This window comes from Campylobacter sp. (assembly GCF_017646085.1).
GTDB lineage: Bacteria > Campylobacterota > Campylobacteria > Campylobacterales > Campylobacteraceae > Campylobacter.
This window is the reverse complement of record NZ_JAGCNF010000121.1, coordinates 1-24,309: the sequence shown is the minus strand read 5'-3', so window position 1 is coordinate 24,309 and position 24,309 is coordinate 1. Positions and strand designations below refer to the sequence as shown.

The window sequence follows — 24,309 nt, the reverse complement described above, 5'->3', positions numbered from 1 at the left end:
CATTGATATCTACATTTTTATAGCAATCAGTTAAAAATGCGATCTGCTGAAAAGTGAAAAATGATATAGCCAAAGGCAAAACTATATGTGGCAAAGGGATATTGAAATTTAAATTTAAAATTTGATTAAAGAGATTGAAATTTTCTAATAAAAAATCTGTATATTTAAAAAACCCAAGTAAGCCAAGATTAGAGATAATTCCAATGATTAAAAGGCTCTTACCCCCCCCCAATTTGGCTGATTTAATAGATAAAATTCTATTAGCGATAAGATAATTTATCAAAATCGACCCAACCAAAATAGGCAGATACAAAACATTCCAAAAAGCATAGAAAAATAGACTTCCAAGGACTAAAAATATATTAGAAGCCCTATGATAATTAAGGTATTTTAATAGATAAAATCCAACTATCATAACAGGCAAAAAGCCAAATATAAAAGCATAAGAGCTAAAAATCATAAATCTCCTTTTGTAAAAATAGCCCAAAATAGTAGCAAAAAATTACTAAATTTAACTTATAGTTTATTAGATTTTAAAATCTTTTTTGTTATTCTTTGCCAAATTTATTAAAGGTTTAAGATGGTAAATTTAAAAAATATTAGAGCCTTTGGAGAGTGGGAAAATCAAGAGCTTTTGATGCTTAGTATTCCACACTCTAATAGCGACTGGGCTGAGTATTTAGATGAGATTTTAGATAGTTATGAAGAGCTAGTAAAAGCAGTTAGCAAATATCAAAAAGTGCTATTGATAGCGCCAAATCAAAGTGATTTTGATAGATTTAAAAAGTTTGATAATTGTGAGTTTTTGCAAATCGATACTGATGATACTTGGATTAGGGATTATGGCGCTATTGATGTAGAAAAAGATAACGAGATTATTAGCTATGATTTTAAATTTAACGCTTGGGGTGGTAAATTTAGCAGTAGCAAAGATGATGTAGTAAATAAGAAATTATTTGAGCATTTTGGAACTAAATTAGAAGAGATTAATTTGATTTTAGAAGGTGGAAGTATAGATTTTAATGGCGATGGAGTAATGCTTACAACCACTGAGTGTCTATTAAATGATAATAGAAATAGACTTAGCAAAGATGAACTTGAAGCAAGATTAAAAGATCTATTTGGATTAAGAAAAATTGTCTGGTTAAATCATGGATTTATAAAAGGTGATGATACTGATAGTCATGTAGATACTCTAGCTAGATTTATTGATAAAAATACAGTAGCTTACGCTGCTTGTCTTGATGAAAATGATGAACATTATACAGAGCTAAATTTAATGAAAAAAGAGCTAGAAAACGCAGGATTTGAGTTAGTTGCTTTACCTTTGCCTAAGCCAGTTTTTTATAATGGAAAACGCCTTGGAGCTACGTATTGCAATTTTATCTTTATAAATGGTGCTGTCATAGTGCCTACATATGGAGATAAAGAGGCTGATGATTATGCGTTAAATACTCTTAAAGATGCTATTCCTAATAGAGAAATAATAGGCGTAGATAGTAGGGTTTTTATAAGACAAAATGGAAGCTTGCACTGCTCAAGTCAAAATAGATATAAAAGGATAAAATAATGAAAGTAGCATTAATAGCGCATAAATATTATGGCGATAAGTCTAGCACAATTACTAAAACTACTCAGATGATAAAAGATGCCGCAAGCGGTGGCGCCCAACTTGTAGTTTTACAAGAGCTACATCAGGGGGCCTATTTTTGCCAAGATGAGAATGTGGATAAATTTGATTTAGCAGCGGATTTTGATGCAGATAAAGCTTATTGGAGTAGTGTAGCTAAAAAGTATAAAATAGTTTTAGTAACTTCATTATTTGAAAAGCGCAGTGAAGGGCTATATCATAATACTGCCGTAGTATTTGATACTGATGGAAGTGAGGCTGGAATGTATAGAAAAATGCATATTCCAGATGATCCAAATTTTTATGAAAAATTCTATTTTACACCTGGTGATTTAGGATTTAAGCCAATTGATACTAGTCTTGGAAGGATCGGTGTTTTGGTTTGTTGGGATCAGTGGTATCCTGAGGCTGCTAGATTAATGGCTTTAAGCGGAGCTAAAATGCTTATATATCCAACAGCAATTGGTTGGTTTGACTCTGATGATGAGGCTACTAAATCAGCTCAATTAGAGGCTTGGGTAGCAGTACAAAGAGGTCATAGTGTAGCCAATAGTTTGCCAGTAATTGCAGTAAATCGTGTAGGTTTTGAGAGTGATGAAAACGGCGGAGGTATTAGATTTTGGGGAAATAGCTTCGTTTTTGATGCTCAAGGTGTAGAGCTGTTTAGATCAAATTCAACTGATGAGATTGTTCAAATAGTAGATATAGATATGCAAAAATGCGAACAAGTTCGTCGTTGGTGGCCATTTTTACGTGATAGAAGAATTGAGGCTTATAGCGATATTACAAAAAGATTTATAGATTAAGTCTAGATTTAAAATCAGGCATTAAAGAGTAGATAAAATCATAAAACTCTTTTTTGTGATGTGGATAGATGAGGTGAGCTAATTCGTGAAGGACTACATACTCGATAAATTTAATATCTTTTTGAATTAAATTTGTGCTAAAGTTTAGATATCCTTTTTTACTATTGCAGCTCCCCCATCTTGTGTTCATTTGTTTGATTCTTACAGCATTTATTGGTCTATTTATTTTGGGATTATAGATATTTATATATTGATTTATTAACTCTTTTAATCTACTATTTGCATAGTGTGTAAAGGTTTGAATATCTGGTGTAAATATTTGCTGATTAATTATTTTAAAATCTGGTGAAATTTGAATTTGATAGCTTTTGCCTAAAAAATTTATGGAATTTGGATCACTTTTTGGTATTTTAGATAAAGTTTTTTCGATCCACTTGGTGTGAGATGAGATAAAGCTTTTTATCTGAAATTTATTTGCATTAAGTGGAACTACAAGCTTAATATCACCAGCTTTAGTAATCTTTAAACGTAGATATTTTACCCGTTTTTTAATGCATTCTATCTTAAAACCTTCATACTCTATCAATTTAATTCCTTATGGTTAAATTTATAGATTTTATCTATATTTTTGATATATTTTGCTGAATTTATTTAAATTGAAAATTTAAATTATTAAATAGTATTTAAACAAATAGTATTTTACTTTACTCATTAAACTCTATTTTAGTAATGCTTTTGTATAATACTAGATTTAATTTTTTAAATAAGGAATGAGATGGCTAGATCATTTAGTAGATCAGACATTAGAATTTTAGGGCTTTCATCTCTGGGTGGAATGCTTGAATTTTATGATTTTATTATCTTTGTATTTTTTGCTTCTTATATATCTTTACTATTTTTTCCGGCTGATTTGGATCCATTTTGGGCAATTTTTAATACATATGGAACCTTTGCTGCTGGATATTTAGCTAGACCACTTGGCGGAATTATTATGGCCCATTTTGGGGATAAAAATGGCCGTAAAAATATGTTTATGCTCTCTATTTTACTTATGGTAATTCCTACATTTTTATTAGGTATTATGCCGACATTTGAGAGTATTGGGTATTTAGCGCCAATTATTTTAGTTATTATTAGGGTTTTACAAGGTATCGCAATTGGAGGAGAGCTTCCTGGGGCGTGGGTGTTTGTAAGCGAGCATGCGCCTCGTGGAAAATTATATACTAGCATAAGCGTTCTTACAGCTGCAGTTGTAGCTGGTATCTTGCTTGGCAGCTTTGTTACTATGATTGTTAAAGATATTTGGAGCGATGATGAGATTAGAGATGGAATGTGGAGATTGCCATTTATTTTGGGCGGTATTTTTGGGATTATATCTATATATCTTAGAAAATATTTAAGCGAGACTCCAGTATTTAAAGAGATGCAAGAGAAGAATGAGCTTGATAAAATTCCTTTAAAATCCGTATTTAAATTTCATAAAATCGATAGTATTGTATCTATGTTTATTACCTGGGTTTTGACCGGTTGTATTGTTGTATTGATACTTTTGATGCCAAATTTTATGCCTAAGGCATTTAGTGCTGATGGAGTGGAGTTGGGGCGTCTTACAACTATATATATGCAGATGGGTGCTATAATTCTTTTATGTTTTGGTTGTTTTGTTTATGGTAGATTAAGCGATAAATATGGTATTGCTAAAACAACTTTAGTATTGGCTTTATTATTTTCGGTTTTAGTTTATGCTTATTTTGATGCACTTTATAGCGGGGCGAGCTTTAAGACGGTACTAATACTTTATTTGCTTAGTAGTTTATTGGCCTGCGTTGGTCCGTGCGGGGCGCCATTTTTGATGATTGCACTATTTCCTAATAAGCTTAGATTTAGCGGAATTTCATTTGCCTACAATATAGCTTATGCCATAGCTGGAGGCGTGACTACTCCATTTGCTACTGCTATGGTATTTAAATTTGATCCTATGTATTTAGCATATTATATGGTGCTTTTAGGGCTAATTGCTGCTGCGTGTAGCGTGTGGTTTATGCTTAACCGCAAAGATATTAACATATAGGAATTTGATATGGCGCTCATCGATCTTATAGAAGTTAGTAAGAAATTTGGTGAAAAGATTATTTTAACTGAAGCAAATTTTAGCGTAAACGAAAAGGAAAGAATCGCTATAATTGGTAAAAATGGTGGTGGTAAAAGTACTTTAATGAAGATCTTGCGTGGAGAGTGCGAGATTGATAGCGGTAGGGTGATAACGCAAAATTCAATAAGTATTGAGATGTTAGCCCAAACGCCTAGATTTGATGATAGGTTAAGCGTCAAAGATGCATTAAATTATGAACTTAAAGAGATATTTGATGCTAGAGATGAGTATGAGAGCGTTTTAGCACAAATAAGCAATGAGCATGATAATCCTGAGCTACTTCATCGTCAAGATGAACTTGTTAAGTTTATTGAGTCTAAAGATGGATGGAATATAGAAAATAAAATTGAGAGAATTTTAGATAGTTTTGGTCTTAGAGAGTATGAAAATAGACTAGTAAATAGCTTAAGCGGTGGAGAGATTCGTAGAGTTGCACTTGGAGCATTGATATTAAAAAAACCTGATGTACTTTTACTTGATGAGCCAACTAACCATCTTGATGTATATATGGTTAGATTTCTTGAGGAGTTATTATTATCTTCTAATCAGACAATTGTATTTATTAGCCATGATAGATATTTTATTGATAGACTTGCTACTCGTTCGGTTGAGATCGAAGATGGTGGCTTAAGAAGTTTTGAGGGAGGATATGCTAATTATCTAACCAAAAAAGAGGAAATTTTAAGAAGTTTAGCTAAATCACATGAGACTCTAATTAAGAATTTAAAAAGCGAAGAGGAGTGGCTAAGGCGTGGCGTAAAGGCAAGGCTAAAACGTAATGAAGGAAGAAAACAAAGAATTTTAGCAATGCGTGAAGAGGCCAAGAAAAATCCAGGGCTAATTAGAAGAGTTAAATTAGAGCTAGAAAGAGCTAGTAAAAGTTTTAATGGTGGTGGATTAAATCAAAATCGTAAAAAGATGCTATTTGAGTGTAAAAATTTATCTAAAACTATAGATAATAAGGTGCTTTTTAGCGATTTTAATGCTAGGGTTTTACAAGGCGAGCGAATAGGTATCGTAGGCAGAAATGGTAGTGGCAAATCTACTATGTTAAAAATTTTATTGGGTGAGTTAGAAGCTGATAGTGGTGTAATAAATCGTGGCGAGATTAGAATCGGGTATTTTGATCAAAGTAGAAAAAGTATTAGTGATGATAAATCATTAATTGAGCTATTTTGTCCAAATGGAGGCGACCATATAATGGTTCGTGGTCGTAATTATCATGTATATGGATATCTTAAGAATTTTTTATTCCCAAAAGAGTTTTTAGATAAGCCTGTAGGAGTATTAAGTGGTGGAGAGAAAAATCGTCTAGCTTTGGCTTTGCTTTTTACTAAAGAGTATGATTGCTTAATCTTAGATGAACCAACAAATGATCTTGATATAGCTACTATTAATATATTAGAAGAGTATTTATTAAGCTTTGAGGGAGCTATTCTTATAGTAAGTCATGATAGATATTTTATAGATAAGATTACTAATAAACTTTGGGCATATGAAAATGGCAAAATCGAACAAATTTATATGGAATATAGTGAGTATCTAGACATAGAAGAAGAGTTAAATCAGCTAAGCGATATAGAAAAAGAGCTAGGTCAAAATATAGAGATCAAAGAAAAACCAAAGACATCTAAAGTCAAATTAAGTTATAAACAAAATCAAATTTTACAAAATCATCCAGCATTAATAGAGGCTTTAGAGAGTAGAATTAGCGAATTAAATCATGCTCTTTCAACACCAGAAATTTATCAAAAAATTGGCCTACAGACACTATTTGAAGAGCTTGAAGAGAAAAAAGGTGAGCTAAATTCGCTTGAGAATGAGTACTTTGAAGTGCTTGAACTTTCGCAAAGTTAAGGAAAAATTATGATAGAAAATAGACAAACATGGAGTTCTAGACTTACATATATTTTAGCTGTGGCTGGCGCTACTATTGGGTTTGGCGCTACTTGGCGTTTTCCATATTTGGTAGGACAAAATGGCGGTGGTGCTTATGTTCTTGTATTTTGTATAGCAATGCTTGTAATTGGTATTCCAATGATTTTAGCTGAGAATGCTATAGGTAGAAGGCTGCATATTAACTCAGTTGATGCATTTGGTGGTCATGCAAATGGCAAAAAAGTAAATCCGCTTTGGAAAATTGTAGGTTGGATGGGTATATGTGGTGCTTTTGGTATTATGGCGTATTATATGGTAATTGGTGGTTGGGTATTAGATTATATATATAATATTCTTGTTGGAAAATTTGATATTTCACAACCAATAAATTCTACTATAACAGCTGAGTTTTATGAGGCAAATATTATTAATTCACCATTTGCTATTGCTATTATGACGGTTATTTTTGTATTTATTAACTATATTATACTAGTCAAAGGCGCAGTAGATGGAATAGAAAAAGCTGCGAAATATTTAATGCCGTTACTATTTATATTAATGCTAGCTATGGTCGCTAGAAATATTACTCTTGATGGGGCTCTTGAAGGGATTAAATTTTATCTTACGCCAGATTTTAGCAAAATAAGTATGAAGTTATTTATTGATGTTTTAGGTCAAGTTTTCTTTGCTTTATCGCTTGGATTTGGAGTTATGATCACACTTTCTAGTTTTTTAAGAAAAGATGAAGATCTTATTAAAACATCAGTAATAACTGGAGTTATCAATACTATAATTGCTGTAGTGGCTGGATTTATGATATTTCCATCTTTATTTACTTTTGGAATCTCTCCTGATAGTGGCCCAAGTTTAGTATTTAAAAGCTTACCGATAGTATTTTCTAATATGTTTGCTGGAGAGGTTATGGCTATTGCATTTTTTAGCTTACTTATGATTGCAGCACTTACTACTTCGTTGCCAATTTATGAAGTTATTATTACTGTTTTAGAAGAGAAATTTAAAATTAAACGTCATAGTGCTATTTTGATAGTACTTAGTGTAATTTTTGTAGTTGGTAATCTTCCTTCTTTAATGGCTACAAATATTTTATCTGATATTACAATTTTTGGTAAAAATATTTTTGATGCCTATGATGCTATTAGTGCTACAATATTTTTTGTTATTACTTCACTATTTTGTGCACTTTTTGTCGGTTGGGTGTTAAAAGATGAGGCTAAAGCCGAGATAATGTATGGAACTAAAAGTTCAAAAATGGTTATAAATATATGGTTTTATTATGTTAAATTTGTAATTCCATTTATAATCTTAGTTGTATTTATTAGTAGTTTTTATGATAATTTTTTAAAGTGAGTTTTGTATGCTTGAGATTTTAATTGCCTTGTATGCTCTTTTTACAATTTATAGGGTTATTTTAAGTATTTTACAGATAAATTATATCAAATGTTGCAAAGAGCCAGTGGTATTACCAGAGGCGGAATTTAATAGTGCAGCTGCAGTAGCAATACAAAAGCAAAAATTTGAAATAATTCATAATATTTATCTATTTATTACTGTAGCTATATGGAGCGTATGGGGAGCTAGCGCCTTGTCTTCTAGTCTTAGTGGCGTAGAGATAACAGTAGTTAAAGACGCCTTGCTTGTTACTTTATTTTTGGCTATTGGAGCAATTATAAATCTACCTTTTGAGATATATAGTAAATTTGTAATGGATAAGAAATTTGGCTTTTGCAATAGCACTGCAGGACTTTTTGCTATGGACTTTATTAAGACTTTAGCGATGATATTTATATTTGGATTTGGGGTTTCATGGATTTTATTAATTTGTTATGAGTTTTTAGGGCAAAGTTGGTGGATATGGGCTTTTGGTATTAGTTTTGGATTGATTTTATTAGTAAATTTAATATATCCAACAATTATAGCTCCAATATTTAACAAAATCACACCATTGCAAAATGATGAATTAAATTTAGCCATCAATGATCTGTTAAGCTCATGCGGATTTAAAAGTAGTGGCGTATATAGTATGGACGCAAGCAAGAGAGATAATAGGTTAAATGCTTATTTTGGTGGTATTGGAGCGACTAAGAGAGTAGTGCTATTTGATACATTGATAAATAAGCTAGATAAAAATGAGATTATAGCGGTTCTTGGCCATGAGCTTGGCCACTTCAAACATAAAGATATAATTAAAAATATAGCCTTAATGGGTGCGGTTTTGTTTGGTTTTTTTGCAATTTTTGGAAATATTCCAGTTAATATTTATACCGCACTTGGATTAGAACAAAGTGGTGGCGGATTGTTTATCTTTTTCTTGCTATACTCTTCACTTTTTATGGTGGTTGTAGAGCCTTTAATATCGACATTTTCTAGGTCGCATGAATTTGGTGCTGATGAATTTGGTGCTAATAAAACTAATAAAGAGTATATGATATCAGCTCTTAAAAAGCTTGGTAAAGAAAATAAATCTTTTCCGCTTTCTCATCCGTTTTATAGTTTTGTATATCATTCGCATCCAACTTTATTTGAGAGGCTAAAGCATCTTGAGAATTTGTGATGGTTTGAACTTAGCCAAGGAATTTGGTAATCGTTTTGCATACTTATTAATGGAGTTTCATTTAAAAAAAAGTAGAGAGTGGATATTTTTACATTTAAATGATGAGTTGGTTAAAAAAGATAAATTTATAGAATTATTAGATAGATATAAAAACGGAGAACCTCTAGAGTATATCACTGGATATTGTGAGTTTATGGGGCGAGATTTTGAGGTAGGAAAAGGGGTTTTAATCCCAAGATTTGAGACTGAGATTTTGATAGAAAAAGCCCTAGATATAGCTAGTAAGTTTAATGCACCAAGGATTGCTGAGATTGGCGTTGGAAGTGGTATTATTAGCATATCTTTAGCTTTAGAGCTTAAAAATGCTAAGATAATCGCTACTGATATTAGCTTGGATGCACTTAGGTATGCTAAGATAAATAAAGATAAATTTCAAGCTAATATAGAGCTTATAGAGTCTAATTATCTTGATAAAATTGACGGTGATTTTGATATAATTATCTCTAATCCACCATATATAGCAGCCAATTATCCGCTGGATAAATGGGTTTTAAATGAGCCAAAGACTGCATTAATTGGCGGTGAGGTGGGCGATGAGATGTTAAAAGAAATTGCTCTAATTGCTAAATCTAGGTCTAAATATTTAATTTGCGAGATGGGTTATGACCAAAAACTCTCTATGCAAAATTATCTTGATAATCTTGGTTTTCAAAGTGAGTTTTATACCGATTTAGCTGGATTAGATCGTGGATTTATAGCTTATAATAAAGGAAAATAAATGGTGAAATTTAGAAGTTTTTATCTATTTTTGCTTAGTATTTGTATTGGTGCTGAGCTTGCTATTGGTATATTTATGGCGCCTGTGATTTTTTATCCTGCACAGTATATTGGCGATGGAGTTTTGAGCCACTATCAAAGCGGTCAATTAATGACGCAGGTATTTTTAAAGTATAATATTATGTTGATTTTTATTTCATCGTTAATTTTTATTTTTGAAATTGTAAATTTAAAAACAAATGAAAGCTTTAACTATAAAATTAGCTCATTTTTTCTATCGCTAATTATTACTCTACTTGCGATGGCGTTTGTTTTTTACTTTACGCCATATATTCTAGATGCGCAAAAGTTAGGAGCTGAGGCGACTGCTACGGCTGAATTTGCTAGTATGCATAAAGCTAGTGAATTTGTGATGAAAGTAATGATGTTGGCTCAAGTGGTATTATTTTTTATTAGGGTGCGTAAGGAGAGTTAATGGGATTAAAGGTTAGAATTTACTACGAAGATACAGATAGTGGCGGAATTGTATATCATAGTAATTATATTAAATTTTGCGAACGAGCTAGGAGTGAGATTGTATTTGCTTCTGGTATTGAATTTGATGAGAATCGTCATTTTGTAGTTACCAAACTTGAGGCTAATTATCTAAAGCCAGCAATTTTAGGTGATGTGTTAGATGTGAAAACTAAGCTTATAAAAGTTGGTGCTGTAAGTCTAGTTTTGGCTCAAGATATTTATAAGGTAGCAAATATTAAAGGTGAGTGTGAGCGTGAGTTAATATTTCGTGCTAAGGTTATTGTGGGTTTTATTAGCGGTGGAAAGCTATCTAGACTTGAGCCAGAATTTGCTAGAATTTTTAGTCAGTTAGATGAGGATTAAAACTAATATAGTTTATCATCCTCTATCATCTACTCATCAAAGTAAAATCCATAATTTCCAGCACGCATAATATTTATATTGTACTGTATTTGATTATCTTGCATATTTTCTTTAAATATAGCTTGCGCGCTTTTATTTATATAGTTTAAATATATAAAATCCATTCCAATCATTGTAGAATAAGCAACCCAATCATAAGCAAGCTTTTCACCTAAAATTGCACTAAGTGTCTCTAGTTGACTATCAGGTGTCATTATAGAGTTGGCTATATATAGATTTTTGCGATCTCCGCTTTGAGTTAAGCTAATTAATGCGCTATTGTAATTAAGCTGAGTTGAAAGTAAGATATATGGTTCAAGTTCAAATACTCTAAATTGTGAACTAAGCAGTGCGCTTTTAATGAGTGGAGTATTTAAAAAAATAGAGCTATTTTTAACCTTATAATTATTTTTTAAGAAATTTAGTTTGATATCGCTACCTTCGATATTTTGAATATATGGATTAGTACTATTTGTAGCAACTATCTCATTTAGCATGTTTGACACACGGCTTCCATCGCCAAAAGCTGATATTTTATGATTTGCTTTTTGTAGTAGTTTTTGAATTTGTGCTTCATAGTCAATGCCACCAAAGAATAAATTTGACCTTGGGTTTGAAATATTTTTGATATTGATTGTTGGAATGTAAAATATTAAATCATCATAATCATCGCTATTTACAATCTCTAAGCCGCTTGTTGTTAGTGGAGCAATAAGATATTTAAATCCAGCATTTTTTGCTCTGTTTATAGCTAAATTTAGATTTTCTGCACTCTCATCACCACTATAAAATATCTCAATATGCGAACCAACATCACGTTTGAAAATATATGCAAAAACTGAATCACTCACTACTACAGAGTAGCTTTTTATTACATCTTGAGGAATTATTAGAGCAACTTTTATATCTTTGCGGCCAATTTCAATCTCTGGAATGGTTGCAAGCTTTTTAATGCCAGCATAGTAGCTCTTAAAAGGTTCGCTTATAGTTAGCGGAGTGTAGATAAATTGGATAAAATCAACCCCACGAGATAACTCTTTTAAGCACTCTTTATCACATCTAGATTGCGAATTTGCCTGTATGACTGCTATAAAAATCATAAAAAATGCAATAATTAAATTTCTCATAAATATCCTTTTATTTTTTTTAAATCTGCTATAAACTCATCAGCTTTACTAGGATTTTTGTCTATCCAAGCGTTATCAAAAGTCGGCATATAAAGCGAATTTTTAAGTCTATAAATGCCACCCCTATGGCTCTCAAATGAGCTATTTTTAGCTAGTTCTTTAAAACAATTTAATCCAAAGCTTACAATAAATTTAGGTTTAATGATTGCAAGTTCTTGGTCGAAAAACTTTGTACAAATATCATTATAGTACCAATTATTCTGCTTATTAATACATTTTAAAATATATGTAAAATATATCTCATTTGCGTTAAGTCCAGCTAAATTTAAATATCGCAAAAACGAATCATCTGGAGTACAAAGACCATTTTCATCGCTTCTAACACTTGGGCTATCAAGCACAAAAACTACACCACTACTAATATTTCCACTACCAATGACTGCGTTAGTTCGGCTTTTGCATAGCTGGCAAAGATTACAGCTTTTTATTTGTGTATTTAATAGCTTTAAAGAGTTAAACTCATCTATTTTATGAGATACAATCTCACCAAAGCTAACAAATTTAAAACCCATTGCACGCAATATTTCAAGCTTGTAAATGGTATAATTTTTATCCATTATACTACCAAAAAGCTATTTAATCTTTAATAAAATTTGCTAAATTTTCCAACTCTTTACCATCGAGTCTAAGATGAAAAAACTCATCTCTATTTTTAGCACCAAGTTTATAATAAAACTCTAAACTTGGTTCATTCCAAGTCAAACACTCCCACTCTAGTCGCCCCAATCCTTCATCAATGCATTTTTTAGCAAGAATGGCTAAAAATTGTTTACCAATACCATTGCCACGGAATTTAGGCTGAACATATAAATCCTCTAAATATATCCCAGCACGCCCAAGAAAGCTAGAGAAGGTATAAAAATATATAGCATATCCTATGATTTTTTCGCTATATTGGCAAACTAAAATGTGAGCGTATTTTTTTTCAAAAATAGAATTTTGAAATAATTCATCACTAAATTTTATTCTATCACTCATCTTTTCATATTCAGCTAGTTCTTTAACAAGATTAATTATATCTTTGATATCATCTTTTTTGGCGGGTCTAAATTTATACATTTTCTACCTTAAATTTTAAAATTTATGCTAGATTATAGCAATTTGGAGCTGAATTTGAAAAAAATTTGATTTAAAATCCAATAAACTATCTAAAATTTAAGTCAAATTTGATATAATTTCTCTGCCTGGATGACTCGACAGCATTTTTATGAAGGTCCAACAAATTAGTATTAGCGAAGATGTGCAGAGTGGTGTGACGTGACTTTGCTTGATGCCTAACGGTTTAGAAGCTGCGACCTAAAGCTGCTGCCTATTTGCAAGATTGGCTTTATATTAGGGCCGATTCTATTATGCACCGACCATCTGGGTATTTTAAATTTATAGGAATTATATGAATATTCTCATTATTGGAAGTGGCGGTAGAGAGTACGCCATTGGACTTAGATTAACTCAAGATAACCAAAAACATAATCTTTTTTTCTCGCCAGGTAATGGAGCAACTGCAAATTTGGGTCAAAATGTAGATATTAAAGATTTTAATGAGCTTGCCAAATTCGCACTTGAAAATAAAATAGAACTTACTATAGTTGGTCCTGAAAATGCTTTAAGTGATGGTGTGGTTGATATCTTTAAAGCTCATAATTTAACTATTTTTGGCCCATCTCGCGCTGCTGCAAGATTAGAGAGTTCAAAAGCATATATGAAGGAATTTTTAGCCAAAAATAACATAAGAACAGCAAGATTTATAAATACTAATAATTATGATGAAGCGGCTGAATTTATTGATACCCTAGGCGACATAGTTGTAGTAAAAGCAGATGGGTTATGTGCTGGAAAGGGCGTAATAATTGCTAAGAGCAAAGATGAGGCTAAGAGTGCTGTAAAAGATATGTTAAGCGGGGAAAGCTTTGGTGCAGCTGGTAAGAGAGTTGTAGTAGAAGAGTTTTTAGATGGATTTGAGCTTAGTTTTTTTGCTATTTGCGATGGAAATAACTTCGTCTCACTTCCAGTAGCACAAGATCATAAAAGATTGCTAAGCGGCGATGAGGGGCCAAATACTGGTGGAATGGGTGCTTATGCGCCAAGCCCATTAGCTAATGAAGAGCTAATAAAAAGAGTAGAAAAAGAGGTAGTAGAACCGACACTTAAAGGAATGCAAGCTGAGAATGCGCCATTTTGCGGGGTATTATTTGTAGGCTTGATGGTGGTAAATGATGTGCCATATGTACTTGAATTTAATGTCAGATTTGGCGATCCAGAGTGTGAGGTTTTAATGCCATTAATTCGTGGTGAACTAGGTGAGATTTTACACGGTGCAGCACTTGGAAAATTAAGTAAATTTGAACTAGAAAATGAGATTGCTGTAGGCGTGGTATTAGCTAGTAAAGATTATCCATATAAAAGCAGTCCAGCAGCTAAAATAAGCGTAGAAAATATTCCACAAAACTCGCATATAGCATATGCTGGAGTGTCGTTAGAAGGCGGCAACCTATATGCGACAGGCGGTAGAGTACTAGTAGCTGTAGGTAAAGGAACGAGTGTAAAAGAGGCTAGAGATAGAGCTTATGAACTAGCTAAAAATATTAAATTTGATGGTATGCAATACCGTGATGATATCGGATATCAGGCGCTTTAATGAGAGAGAGCTTAGAAGAGAAATTATATAGAGAAAATATTACTATTGCAAGCATAAATAAGAGAGCCCTAGCTTATGCTATCGATGATGTTATCATATCTGTGCTATTTATGCTAATTTATTGGGATTATATCGCTAGGGCCAGTGATATTGGTGTGGAGGCTACTTTAGCTGCGATATCAAATTTATTTTGGCAAATTGCGCTTATGAAAGTGGCGTATCATACATTTTTTATCTGGTACTATGCTGCAACTCCTGGCAAAATGTTATGCAAGCTTGTTTGTATAGATACTGTAATGCTATCTAGGCCTAGCCTTAGTAGTAGCTTTTTAAGAGCCTGTATGAGGCTTTTGAGTGAGACGCTATTTTATATTGGATTTTTGTGGGCGCTTGGTAATTCTCAGCGGCAAACATGGCAAGATAAATTAGCCAAGACTGTAGTTTGTAATGCGTATTAAAGCCTTAGCCCTTGCTGGGCTTTTATGTGGCGAGCTTTTGGCCAATATAGAAAATGTTGAATTTTTAGCTAGTGATGTGCAAAAAGATGGCGATATTGTAATTGCTAGTGGTGATGTATTGCTATATTCGCAAAACTATCTAGCTAGTGCTGATAGTGCAAAATATAATCAAAAGAGTAATATTATTGAGCTCTTTGGCAATGTAAATTTAATGCGTGGTGAGTATGAAGCTAGCCGCTCAGAATATGCTAGAATCAATCTTGCAACTAATGAAATGAGCTTCGATAAAAGCTTTGCAATGGACAAGAAAAAAGAGATTTGGCTCCAAAGTAATGAGAGTTGTAGTTCTGATGAGATGTTAAGCGTTAAAAATGCTATTGTATCTAGTTGTAATGTTAGCGATCCAGATTGGCATATTGGATTTAGCAGTGGTGAATTAAATAAACAGAGTAAATTTTTACACCTTTATAATCCTGTGTTTTATGTTAAAAATACTCCGGTAATGTATTTACCATATTTTGGTTTTACTACTGATAAAACTAGAAGAACTGGACTTCTAACCCCGCAGTTGTCATATAATGGAGATGAAGGACTGGTGTATTTACAGCCAATTTATGTGGCTGAGTATAATGAATGGGACTTAGAATTTGACCCGCAAATCCGTACAAATAGAGGGGTTGGGCTATATTCAACTTTTAGATTTGCTGATTCACCGTACTCTAATGGATATATTCGTTCTGGAATATTCAACGAGAGAAGCGAGTATCAACATCGTGAGAATTTAAAAAATAAACAGCATCGTGGAATTGAGTTAGGCTATGATAGAGATAGATTAATTAGTTATTTAATTGATGGTGATTTTAAAGAGGGTTTGTGGCTTGAATTTGTAAATCTAAATGATATTGATTATTTAAATTTACGTGGTAGAGATGAATCTAGTCATGACTCACTAGTGGAATCTAGATTAAATTATTTTATTGCTACAGATAATCACTATCTAGGTACATATGCTAAATACTATATCGATACGGCAAAAATCGGTACAAAATATGGTAATGACGATACGCTTCAAGAGCTGCCAAAGGTGCAATATCATAGTTTTTTTAATACCTTTATAGTACCAAATTTGACCTATTCATTTGATTTTAAATATCATAATTACACTAGAGAAATTGGCGCAAGTGCTAATCAATATGAGATTGATATTCCTTTGGGATTGCAGTTTGGATTATTTGATGATTATGTAAATTTATATATTAGTGAGAATTTATACGCTTCACATGTTGATTATAACAGAGCAAAATACTATGATGGCAATGATTTTTACAATAATCATTATGATGATATAATTAATCATTATCATAGAATCTTGCTAGAAAATGATATGTCAAGGGCATTTAGTAGCTTTTATCATACTATAAATTTTAAATTTGATTATATTAAACCAGGATATAATAATGGTGATATCAACGAAAAGCTATTAAAGTATTATATGATAAAAGATGGCGCAACTTACGATCTAAATAATCTAGCACTATTTGAAGATAACTTTATCGATAGAGTTTCAAATAGCTTTACAACTGAGCGAATAACATTTGATGGAACTCAATTTTTTTACAATGTTAATGGCCAAAAAGTGCTAAGACATAGCGTAAAAGAGAGCTATGATTTTGATAGAGATGAGTTTGAGAGCTTTGAGAATCGGATAAATCTATATTATGGTAATTTTGATTTTGGTAATAAAATAGAATACTCACATTTAGACCATGATATTGCAAAGATTCAAACTGGTGCGTCATATAGCGGAGCTAAAATCGGTGCTAGAATCTGGCATACATATGATAAAAACTTTTATGATGGCGACGCATACGATAAGGAGAGCTATCTAAGTGGCAATGCAAGCTTAAAACTTCCATATAATTATGAGATATTTGCAGGTGTGGATTATGATTTGCAAAGGGATTATACTAAAATGTGGCAAGGCGGTATCCACTATAAAAGAAAATGCTGGGATTATAGCTTAATTTATAAAGAGGATATCGAGCCTAAAAATACTAGCGCTGGATTAGAGTCTAAAAAAAGCCAGGGTGTGTATCTATATTTTAGCTTCTATCCATTAGGGGATGTGGGATATGATTTTTCTATTGAACAAGATAATAAGGCCACAAATTGATAAGCCCAAATGATCTTAAATTTCAAGATGAACTAGATGCAGCAAGTAAATTGCTAGATGCATTGCCACATAATGAGCTAATATCTGGCGATTTTGTCGTAGTTTGTTCATCTTTAGATAGCGTTGTTTTGGCTAATGCTATTGCTAATGAGCTAGATCTTAGTTATGAGCTATTTTTTAGTGAGCGACTTTATGCACCAAATAACCCTGAGTGCGAAATTGCTATAGTAAGTGAAACTGAAGAGATTGTCTATAATAGCGAATTAGTTAATGCTTTTGATATAAGCTTAGATTTTATCTATGGTGAGGCACATCGTAAATATGAAGAAAAAATTTTAAAAAATGTCTATAAATATCGCAAAGGTAAGCTTTTAGAAAATCTTCAAGGTAGAAATATTTTACTAGTTGATTTAGGATGCCAAACAGGTATTACAGCACTTGTGTGTATTAAGTCGCTTATTAACCTAGGTGTTAAATCTATAATATATGGTACTCCACTTATAGCAGCTGATATATTGTCATATTTTAATACTTTAGTTGATAGTTTATATTATGCTAAGAAGATAAGCAATTTTGTGGATGTAGATTTTTATTATAATTCAAGAGTTGCAGTAGAATCGGCTATGCAAGTTTTAGAAGATAGCCCACACTATTTGCCATTACAAAAAATACAAAAATCAAAGGAGATATAAATGCAGTGCAGTATAGAAGTAAATAATCAAATTCAAATTTTTGATCTAAATAAAGTTGCTAAACAAGCTAGTGGTGCGGTACTTTTAAGAGTAAAAAATACGGTTGTATTAGCTACAATAGCAAGAGAAGATACTCAAGTTGAAGAGGATTTTTTGCCTTTGACTGTTCAGTATTTAGAAAAGCAATACGCAGCCGGTAGAATCCCAGGCGGATATGTAAAGCGTGAGACAAAACCAGGGGATTTTGAAACTCTTACTAGTCGTATTATTGATAGAAGTCTTCGTCCGTTATTTCCAAAAGGATATGCCTATCCTACGCAAATAGTAGTAATGGTATTAAGTGCTGATCCTGAAGTGGATTTACAAGTTGTAGGATTAAATGCTGCAAGTATAGCCTTGTATCTAAGTGATATTCCAGTTGAACGCCCAGTATGTGGAGTTAGAGTTGGGCATATTGATGGTGAGTTTGTGCTAAATCCTAGTAATTCAGAGCTTAAAAAATCTACACTTGATTTATATGTAGCTGGAGTTAAAGATGAGCTTTTAATGATTGAGATGAGAAGCTTGCCAACATTAGCTAATGATATAGCTCCAATGATGGTAATGGATCCAGTAATAGATATGGGTCTATGTAGTGAATTTATTCAAAAGCAATCAATGAATGAATTTGATGAAGCTAAGATGCTTGAGGCGATTAAATTTGCAAATGAGGCTATACTAAATGGTTCTAATGCCTATGAAGAAGCATTTAAAGAGTATAAAAAGACCCCAGCGCAATTAGAGTATAAAAGCGAAATAGAAAATAATGATATTGCAATATATATAGATGAGTTTTATAAAACTGAAGTTAAAAATGCTATAAATCAGATGGCAAAAAGCGAACGAGCAAGTGAATTAGTTAAAATAGCTAATCAAATTGCCATTAGCGATACGGCTATAAGCGAGGGCTGGGATAAAGAATTAATACTAAATATCTTGGGTAAATATAAGAAAAAAATTGTAAGAGAACAGATAATAAATGAATCAATAAGAGCTGATGGTAGAGGTCTTAAGGATGTTCGTCCAATTAGTATTGAGACAAATATACTACCAAATGCACATGGTAGCTGTCTATTTACAAGAGGACAAACGCAAGCTTTAGTAGTAGCAACATTGGGTACTGATAATGATGCTCAAATGAGTGAGCTATTAACAGAAAAGACAGCTGTAGCAGATAAATTTATGTTTAATTATAATTTTCCAGGATTTAGTGTAGGTGAGGCCAGTCCTATTAAAGCTCCAGGTCGTAGAGAATTAGGTCATGGTAATCTAGCCAAAAGAGCACTTTATCCAAGTATAGAATTAGATAGCCCATATTCTATTAGATTAGTAAGTGAAATTTTAGAAAGCAATGGATCAAGTTCTATGGCTAGTGTATGTGGAGGCTCTTTAGCGCTTAGAGCTGCTGGAGTACAAAGCTGTAAGCTAGTAGCAGGTGTAGCTATGGGGCTTGTATTTGAGGGCGATAAACATGCAGTATTAACTGATATTATGGGGCTTGAAGATCATGATGGTGATATGGATTTTAAAGTAGCAGGTAGCAAAGATGGCATTACAGCACTTCAAATGGATATCAAGCTTGGTGGCATTAGCCATGATGTTTTAAAAGAAGCGTTACTACAAGCTAAAGAGGCTAGAGAGCATATTTTAAATATTATGCAAGAGGCTAATAATAATATAGTAATTAATGAAGACATTTTACCTAAATTAGAGCTATTTAGTGTAGATCCATCAAAAATTGTTGATATTATTGGTCAAGCTGGTAAAACTATTAAAGAGATAATTGAGAAATTTGATGTAAGCATCGATTTAGATAGAGAAAAAGGCGAAGTCAAGGTAGCTGGTTCGCAAAAAGGCAAGGTCGAAGCAGCAAAAGAGTATATAATTCAAATTACACAAAAAGATCCAAAAGCAAGGGGTGGTAAAAAAGAGGTTAAGAATATAGATAATTTTAAAGTTGATGAGGAATTTGATGGAGAGGTTAAAAAGATAGCGACATTTGGCGCATTTGTATCATTAAGAGATGGCGTAGATGGTCTTTTGCATATTTCAAAAATTAAATCACCTATCAAAGAAGGCGATAGAATTAGGGTAAAAGTAAGTGAAATAAAAGCTGGTAAAATTTCATTAGATTTAATTTAAAAAGGAGTGTTTATGAATATTAAAAAAATATTTTGTCCATTAGTTCGCAGTGATGAGATACAAAATCACATTTATGGTGGTTTACTTGTTGCGAAGGAATTTGGTGCTCATATAGATTTTTTATCTTCTCAAATAGATCTAGAGCTAATATCAAATTTAGATATGACTATTAGTAGAAGCAATATGTTTGAGTCTTTAAAAGGGGCTTTTGCAACAGAATTAAATGAACAAAAAAATAAAAATTATCAAATTTTTAAAAGTGTTTGTGATGAGTTGGGTGTAAGTATTGGCAACGTAGCTGGGGTAGCTAGTGCAAATTTTGAAACTCAAAATGGTATTAGAAGTCGTGTATATGAATATGAAGCAAAATTTTGTGATTTAGTTGTAGCTACTTGCCCAGTACATGGTGAGGCTACATCTACATTTGATGCAACCGTAATTAATAGCGGCAAAAATGCTATTATTATCCCAAATGAGATGAAAAAATTTAGTATGGATAATATATTAATTGGCTGGAATGGCACTACAAGTATCTCAAGAAGTCTAACAAATTCTATAAATATTTTAAAACGAGCAAAAAATGTTCATATTATAGTAACTAAAAAATATGATGATACAGCTTTAAACGCTAAATCAAAACTACTTGAATATCTAAAGTATCATGATATCAATGCTACATTTGAGGTGGTTACTACCACAAATATACCAGGTGAGGCCCTATTAGAAAATACTTTAAAAGGTCAGTTTGATATGGTTATAGCTAGTAGCTATGGAGAAAATGGAGTAAAAGAAGTATTTTTAGGTGGTAGCACGAAGCATTTCTTAGAAAATACTCCAGTGCCAGTGTTTATGTAGTTTAAAAACTACTTTTTGGGTCATTTTGGTGATTGTCTGTCCATTTTAGCGAGGTTCCGCCTAGCATATGAAAATGTAGATGCATCACCTCTTGGCCACTATTTTCACCACAATTAGTCACTAAGCGATATCCAGTTTTATCCACACCAATTACGATTGCAACCTCTTGGATAAATTTAGTCATCTCACCCATTAAAGCTGGATCCATTTCTTGAAAATTTTCATAGTGCTTTTTAGGGATTATTAAGATATGAACAGGCGCTTTAGGATTTATATCGTGAAATGCTAAAAATTTATCATTTTCTAAAACCTTATTTGAAGGGATTTCTCCAGCTACAATCTTATCAAAAATGCAAGACATTACTAAACTCCTATATATAAATTCGGCTATATTATATCAGATAATTTTATATAATTTTCTATAATGTTGAATATTTTTTGATTTTCACTAAAGTTGTTTAAATATTTTTAATAGGCTTAAATTTGGTATCGTTGTGATTGTAAATTTAAGCAATTAGTATCAATTTATTTTAATTAAATTTTAGATACAATAAAAATAAATTTAGTTAAGGAATATGGTTTGCAAGATATTATCACCAAAATTGACTCAGCTGCAAGCTTGGATGAGTTGGAGCAAATTCGGCTTGAACTATTTGGTAAAAAAGGTAGCATTACGGCTGAATTTGCAAGATTAAAAGATGTTGAGCCTGAAAATAAAAAGGCTTATGCGCAAAGTTTAAATATAAAAAGAGACACTCTAACAGCTAAGTTAAACGAGAGAAAATCTATTCTTGAGAGTGAGTATATCAAGGCTAAAATGAAGAGTGAAGCTATTGATATTTCACTATTTAATGAGCCTCTTTCTACTGGTGCTTTACATCCAGTGATGGAGACGATGGATAGGATTATTGAGTATTTTGTAGCACAAAATTTTAGTATAGAGACAGGACCGTTAATTGAAGATGATTTTCATAACTTTGAAGCGTTAAATTTGCCAAAATATCACCCAGCAAGAGATATGCAAGATACATTTTATCTAAAGGATTTTAAGCTTCTTAGAACTCATACTAGCCCGGTGCAAGTTCGTACTATGCTAAATCAAAAACCACCAATTCGTATGATAGCGCCTGGTTCTGTTTTTCGTAGAGATTTAGACCTTACACATACTCCTATGTTTCATCAAGTAGAAGGCTTAGTAGTAGAAGAAGAATCAAAGGTTAGCTTTGCAAATTTAAAGTATATCTTAGAGGATTTTTTAAGATATATGTTTGGCGATGTTAAAGTAAGATTCCGCCCTAGCTTCTTCCCATTTACCGAGCCTAGTACAGAAGTTGATATTAGTTGTATATTTTGTAATGGATGCGGATGTAGGGTTTGTAAGCAAACTGGATGGCTAGAAGTACTTGGTAGCGGTGTAGTAGATCCAAATGTATTTAAAGCCGTAGGGTATAAAAATGTAAGCGGATATGCGTTTGGGCTTGGTGTGGAGCGTTTTGCGATGTTGCTTCATAGAATTCCTGATCTTAGAAGCTTGTTTGAAGGGGATATTAGACTATTGGAGCAGTTTAAATGATAATAAGCAAAAAGTGGTTAAATGAGATCATAGATCTTTCAAATTTTAGTACAGAGCAGATATGTCAAAAGTTAAATTCAATCGGTCTAGAAGTAGATAGTTGTACAAATATAAAAGTACCTAATAATATCGTAGTTGGTTATGTTAAAAGTTGTGTAAAACATGAAAATAGCGATCATTTACACGTTTGTGAAGTAGATGTTGGTGATAAAATTTTACAGATAGTTTGTGGAGCTAAGAATGCAACTGCAGATATATATGTAGCTGTAGCTATGGTTGGTGCTGTTATGCCAAATGGTTTAGAGATTAAAGAGGCTAAATTAAGAGGCGTACAAAGTAGTGGAATGCTATGTTCATCAACAGAACTTGGTCTTCCTAAAATAAATGATGGAATCATGATCTTAGATGATAGCATTGGAGAGTTAGTCTTAGGCAAGGCTTTGAATGAATTTGATATCTTTGATGATGATATTATAGAGATTGAACTAACGCCAAACCGTGGGGATTGCTTAAGTATTTATGGTATAGCCAGAGATCTTTCATGCGCTCTTGATCTTATCTTGCGAGATGAAAAAGCAATAAACGAAGATGATAGACAGCTTGGAATTGGGCGTTTAGTTAGCGTACATTGTGAAGCTTTGATTAATGGTGCTTTTGCTTATAGGGCTATTGAGATAGGTGAAGGCTTTAAAGAAAGCTTAAAATTAGCATTAAGAGCTGCATTAATAGGATCGCAAAAGACTACGAATTTAGAGCGACTTTTAGAGTGCTTAACTCATTATACTGGGGTGATATTTAGGGCTTATGACCATGGCAAGTTAGCTAGTAGTAGTGATGAAAAGATAGCTTTAACTATAAAAAAGCTTGAAAATGGCGCATATGGAATTCACTGCGGAGATAGACTTTTAAGCATTGCAGGTATTAGTCAAAATGATGACGCAAGAGTGGATGAAAATAGTAAAATAGCTATCATAGAAGCTAGCTATATAGAGCCAAATTTAATCTCAGAGATTTTAGGCAACAATAAAGATATTAAAAAAGATGAGTTTGCTTACCGTTCAACTCGTGGTTCTGAACCAAATTTAAATTATGCGATGAATATTTTATTTAATATTTTTACAAAAAATAATAATATCACACCATATTCTGGTACCCAGCAAGTCCAGCTTAGCAGAGAGCCAATTGCTATTGGTTTTGGCTCATCTGAGATTAGCGCAATGATTGGAATGGCAATTAGTAGTACAGATATTGCTAGAATTCTTAAAAAGCTTGGTTTTGAGATTAGCGCAACATCTGATAATGAGCAAATTTATGCCAAAGTTCCGCTATGGCGTCATGATATTGTAAATTCACATGATATTTGCGAAGAGATTGTAAGAATTATTGGAATTGATAATATTCCTGCTAAAGCACTCGAATTTAGCGAGAAAAATCGCACAAATGAGTCTTATGAGCGATATAAGCTTTCACGCAATATTAGACAAAAAGCAGCAAATTTAGGATTTTTTGAGAGTGTGCATTATCTATTTGATAATCCAATTGAGCTAAAAGAACTTGGTGTAGTATGCTCATCTAAGACACTACTAAATCCTATAAATAGCGAGTTAAGCGTGTTAAAACCTACATTAATAAATCACTTGCTAAATGCAGCTAGCTTTAATATCAAAAACTCAAAAAGATCAGTTAAGCTATTTGAATTTGGTGATGTGATAAGTAAAGATGGTTTACAATGAGCTAAATTTGTTTTTGTCTTTAGTGGGCTTTTAGGTGAGCCAAGGCATTTAAATGGAGCTAAACCAGATACTATTAATTTTATACATTT

Annotated in this window: 22 protein-coding genes and 1 pseudogene; 17 read left to right on the top strand and 6 right to left on the bottom strand. The window is 32.4% G+C overall.

Features of this window, described 5'->3' with window-relative positions:
• A pseudogene (locus J6V67_RS06640) lies at positions 1-460 on the bottom strand (MBOAT family protein); the annotation flags it as partial.
• Between the two features lie 138 nt (positions 461-598).
• On the opposite strand from J6V67_RS06640, the gene J6V67_RS06635 reads away from it, so the two are divergent.
• Positions 599-1,570: an agmatine deiminase family protein gene (locus J6V67_RS06635; protein ID WP_291860531.1), complete on the top strand. Its 972-nt coding sequence runs from the start codon at positions 599-601 to the stop codon at positions 1,568-1,570.
• Positions 1,570-2,436: a carbon-nitrogen hydrolase gene (locus J6V67_RS06630; RefSeq protein WP_291860528.1), complete on the top strand. Its 867-nt coding sequence runs from the start codon at positions 1,570-1,572 to the stop codon at positions 2,434-2,436. The genes J6V67_RS06635 and J6V67_RS06630 overlap by 1 nt, the downstream gene beginning before the upstream one ends.
• On the opposite strand, the gene J6V67_RS06625 is transcribed toward J6V67_RS06630, so the two are convergent.
• Complete coding sequence (locus J6V67_RS06625) at positions 2,426-3,022, bottom strand: M48 family metallopeptidase (RefSeq protein WP_291860524.1); 597 nt, start codon at positions 3,020-3,022, stop codon at positions 2,426-2,428. The two genes, J6V67_RS06630 and J6V67_RS06625, sit on opposite strands and share 11 nt — an antisense overlap.
• A 189-nt stretch (positions 3,023-3,211) precedes the next feature.
• Here J6V67_RS06625 and J6V67_RS06620 point away from each other — a divergent pair, with 189 nt between their 5' ends.
• From J6V67_RS06620 to J6V67_RS06590, 7 genes are read left to right on the top strand one after another with little or no spacing between them, the layout of a single operon-like run.
• Positions 3,212-4,507, top strand: a complete 1,296-nt coding sequence (locus tag J6V67_RS06620) for an MFS transporter (RefSeq protein WP_291860521.1) — start codon at positions 3,212-3,214, stop codon at positions 4,505-4,507.
• Between the two features lie 9 nt (positions 4,508-4,516).
• The gene (gene abc-f / locus J6V67_RS06615; protein WP_291860518.1) at positions 4,517-6,445 is read left to right on the top strand and encodes a ribosomal protection-like ABC-F family protein; all 1,929 of its coding nucleotides are present in this window, start codon (positions 4,517-4,519) and stop codon (positions 6,443-6,445) included.
• Between the two features lie 9 nt (positions 6,446-6,454).
• The gene (locus J6V67_RS06610) at positions 6,455-7,834 is read left to right on the top strand and encodes a sodium-dependent transporter (protein WP_291860515.1); all 1,380 of its coding nucleotides are present in this window, start codon (positions 6,455-6,457) and stop codon (positions 7,832-7,834) included.
• Positions 7,835-7,841: 7 nt separating this feature from the next.
• A complete protein-coding gene (locus J6V67_RS06605) occupies positions 7,842-9,038 on the top strand; it encodes a M48 family metallopeptidase (RefSeq protein WP_291860512.1) in 1,197 nt (398 codons plus the stop codon).
• On the top strand, positions 9,025-9,816 hold the full coding sequence (gene prmC, locus J6V67_RS06600; protein WP_291860509.1) for a peptide chain release factor N(5)-glutamine methyltransferase: 792 nt from the start codon (positions 9,025-9,027) through the stop codon (positions 9,814-9,816). The genes J6V67_RS06605 and prmC overlap by 14 nt, the downstream gene beginning before the upstream one ends.
• Complete coding sequence (locus J6V67_RS06595; protein ID WP_291860506.1) at positions 9,817-10,290, top strand: DUF4149 domain-containing protein; 474 nt, start codon at positions 9,817-9,819, stop codon at positions 10,288-10,290.
• Complete coding sequence (locus J6V67_RS06590) at positions 10,290-10,694, top strand: YbgC/FadM family acyl-CoA thioesterase (RefSeq protein WP_291860503.1); 405 nt, start codon at positions 10,290-10,292, stop codon at positions 10,692-10,694. Before J6V67_RS06595 ends, J6V67_RS06590 begins: the two co-directional genes overlap by 1 nt.
• Before the next feature lie 29 nt (positions 10,695-10,723).
• Here J6V67_RS06590 and J6V67_RS06585 read toward each other — a convergent pair whose 3' ends face one another.
• Genes J6V67_RS06585 through J6V67_RS06575 form a run of 3 tightly spaced genes read right to left on the bottom strand, consistent with a single transcriptional unit; the run spans position 10,724 to position 12,979 of the window.
• Positions 10,724-11,860: a hypothetical protein gene (locus tag J6V67_RS06585; protein WP_291860500.1), complete on the bottom strand. Its 1,137-nt coding sequence runs from the start codon at positions 11,858-11,860 to the stop codon at positions 10,724-10,726.
• Complete coding sequence (locus J6V67_RS06580) at positions 11,857-12,477, bottom strand: uracil-DNA glycosylase family protein (RefSeq protein WP_291860497.1); 621 nt, start codon at positions 12,475-12,477, stop codon at positions 11,857-11,859. The genes J6V67_RS06585 and J6V67_RS06580 overlap by 4 nt, the downstream gene beginning before the upstream one ends.
• Before the next feature lie 19 nt (positions 12,478-12,496).
• Positions 12,497-12,979 carry a GNAT family N-acetyltransferase gene (locus J6V67_RS06575; RefSeq protein ID WP_291860494.1) on the bottom strand — a complete coding sequence of 161 codons (483 nt, stop codon included), beginning with the start codon at positions 12,977-12,979 and terminating at the stop codon, positions 12,497-12,499.
• A gap of 331 nt (positions 12,980-13,310) precedes the next feature.
• Here J6V67_RS06575 and purD point away from each other — a divergent pair, with 331 nt between their 5' ends.
• The 6 genes from purD to J6V67_RS06545 are packed head-to-tail and all read left to right on the top strand — an operon-like array spanning position 13,311 to position 20,914.
• On the top strand, positions 13,311-14,555 hold the full coding sequence (gene purD / locus J6V67_RS06570) for a phosphoribosylamine--glycine ligase (protein ID WP_291860492.1): 1,245 nt from the start codon (positions 13,311-13,313) through the stop codon (positions 14,553-14,555).
• Positions 14,555-15,013 carry an RDD family protein gene (locus tag J6V67_RS06565; RefSeq protein ID WP_086224764.1) on the top strand — a complete coding sequence of 153 codons (459 nt, stop codon included), beginning with the start codon at positions 14,555-14,557 and terminating at the stop codon, positions 15,011-15,013. Before purD ends, J6V67_RS06565 begins: the two co-directional genes overlap by 1 nt.
• Positions 15,003-17,186 carry an OstA-like protein gene (locus J6V67_RS06560; RefSeq protein WP_291860482.1) on the top strand — a complete coding sequence of 728 codons (2,184 nt, stop codon included), beginning with the start codon at positions 15,003-15,005 and terminating at the stop codon, positions 17,184-17,186. The genes J6V67_RS06565 and J6V67_RS06560 overlap by 11 nt, the downstream gene beginning before the upstream one ends.
• On the top strand, positions 17,183-17,878 hold the full coding sequence (locus tag J6V67_RS06555) for a phosphoribosyltransferase family protein (protein ID WP_291860480.1): 696 nt from the start codon (positions 17,183-17,185) through the stop codon (positions 17,876-17,878). Before J6V67_RS06560 ends, J6V67_RS06555 begins: the two co-directional genes overlap by 4 nt.
• A complete protein-coding gene (locus J6V67_RS06550) occupies positions 17,879-20,059 on the top strand; it encodes a polyribonucleotide nucleotidyltransferase (protein WP_291860478.1) in 2,181 nt (726 codons plus the stop codon).
• A gap of 12 nt (positions 20,060-20,071) precedes the next feature.
• Positions 20,072-20,914, top strand: coding sequence for a universal stress protein (locus tag J6V67_RS06545; RefSeq protein ID WP_291860473.1), 843 nt, complete (start codon positions 20,072-20,074; stop codon positions 20,912-20,914).
• A gap of 1 nt (position 20,915) precedes the next feature.
• Here the strand turns inward: J6V67_RS06545 and J6V67_RS06540 are convergent, their stop codons facing one another.
• The gene (locus J6V67_RS06540) at positions 20,916-21,275 is read right to left on the bottom strand and encodes a histidine triad nucleotide-binding protein (RefSeq protein ID WP_291860470.1); all 360 of its coding nucleotides are present in this window, start codon (positions 21,273-21,275) and stop codon (positions 20,916-20,918) included.
• A 219-nt stretch (positions 21,276-21,494) separates the two neighbouring features.
• Between J6V67_RS06540 and pheS the strand changes: the two genes are divergently transcribed.
• On the top strand, positions 21,495-22,487 hold the full coding sequence (pheS, locus tag J6V67_RS06535) for a phenylalanine--tRNA ligase subunit alpha (protein ID WP_291860467.1): 993 nt from the start codon (positions 21,495-21,497) through the stop codon (positions 22,485-22,487).
• Positions 22,484-24,220, top strand: coding sequence for a phenylalanine--tRNA ligase subunit beta (gene pheT, locus J6V67_RS06530; protein WP_291860464.1), 1,737 nt, complete (start codon positions 22,484-22,486; stop codon positions 24,218-24,220). Before pheS ends, pheT begins: the two co-directional genes overlap by 4 nt.
• The last annotated feature ends 89 nt before the right edge of the window (positions 24,221-24,309 follow it).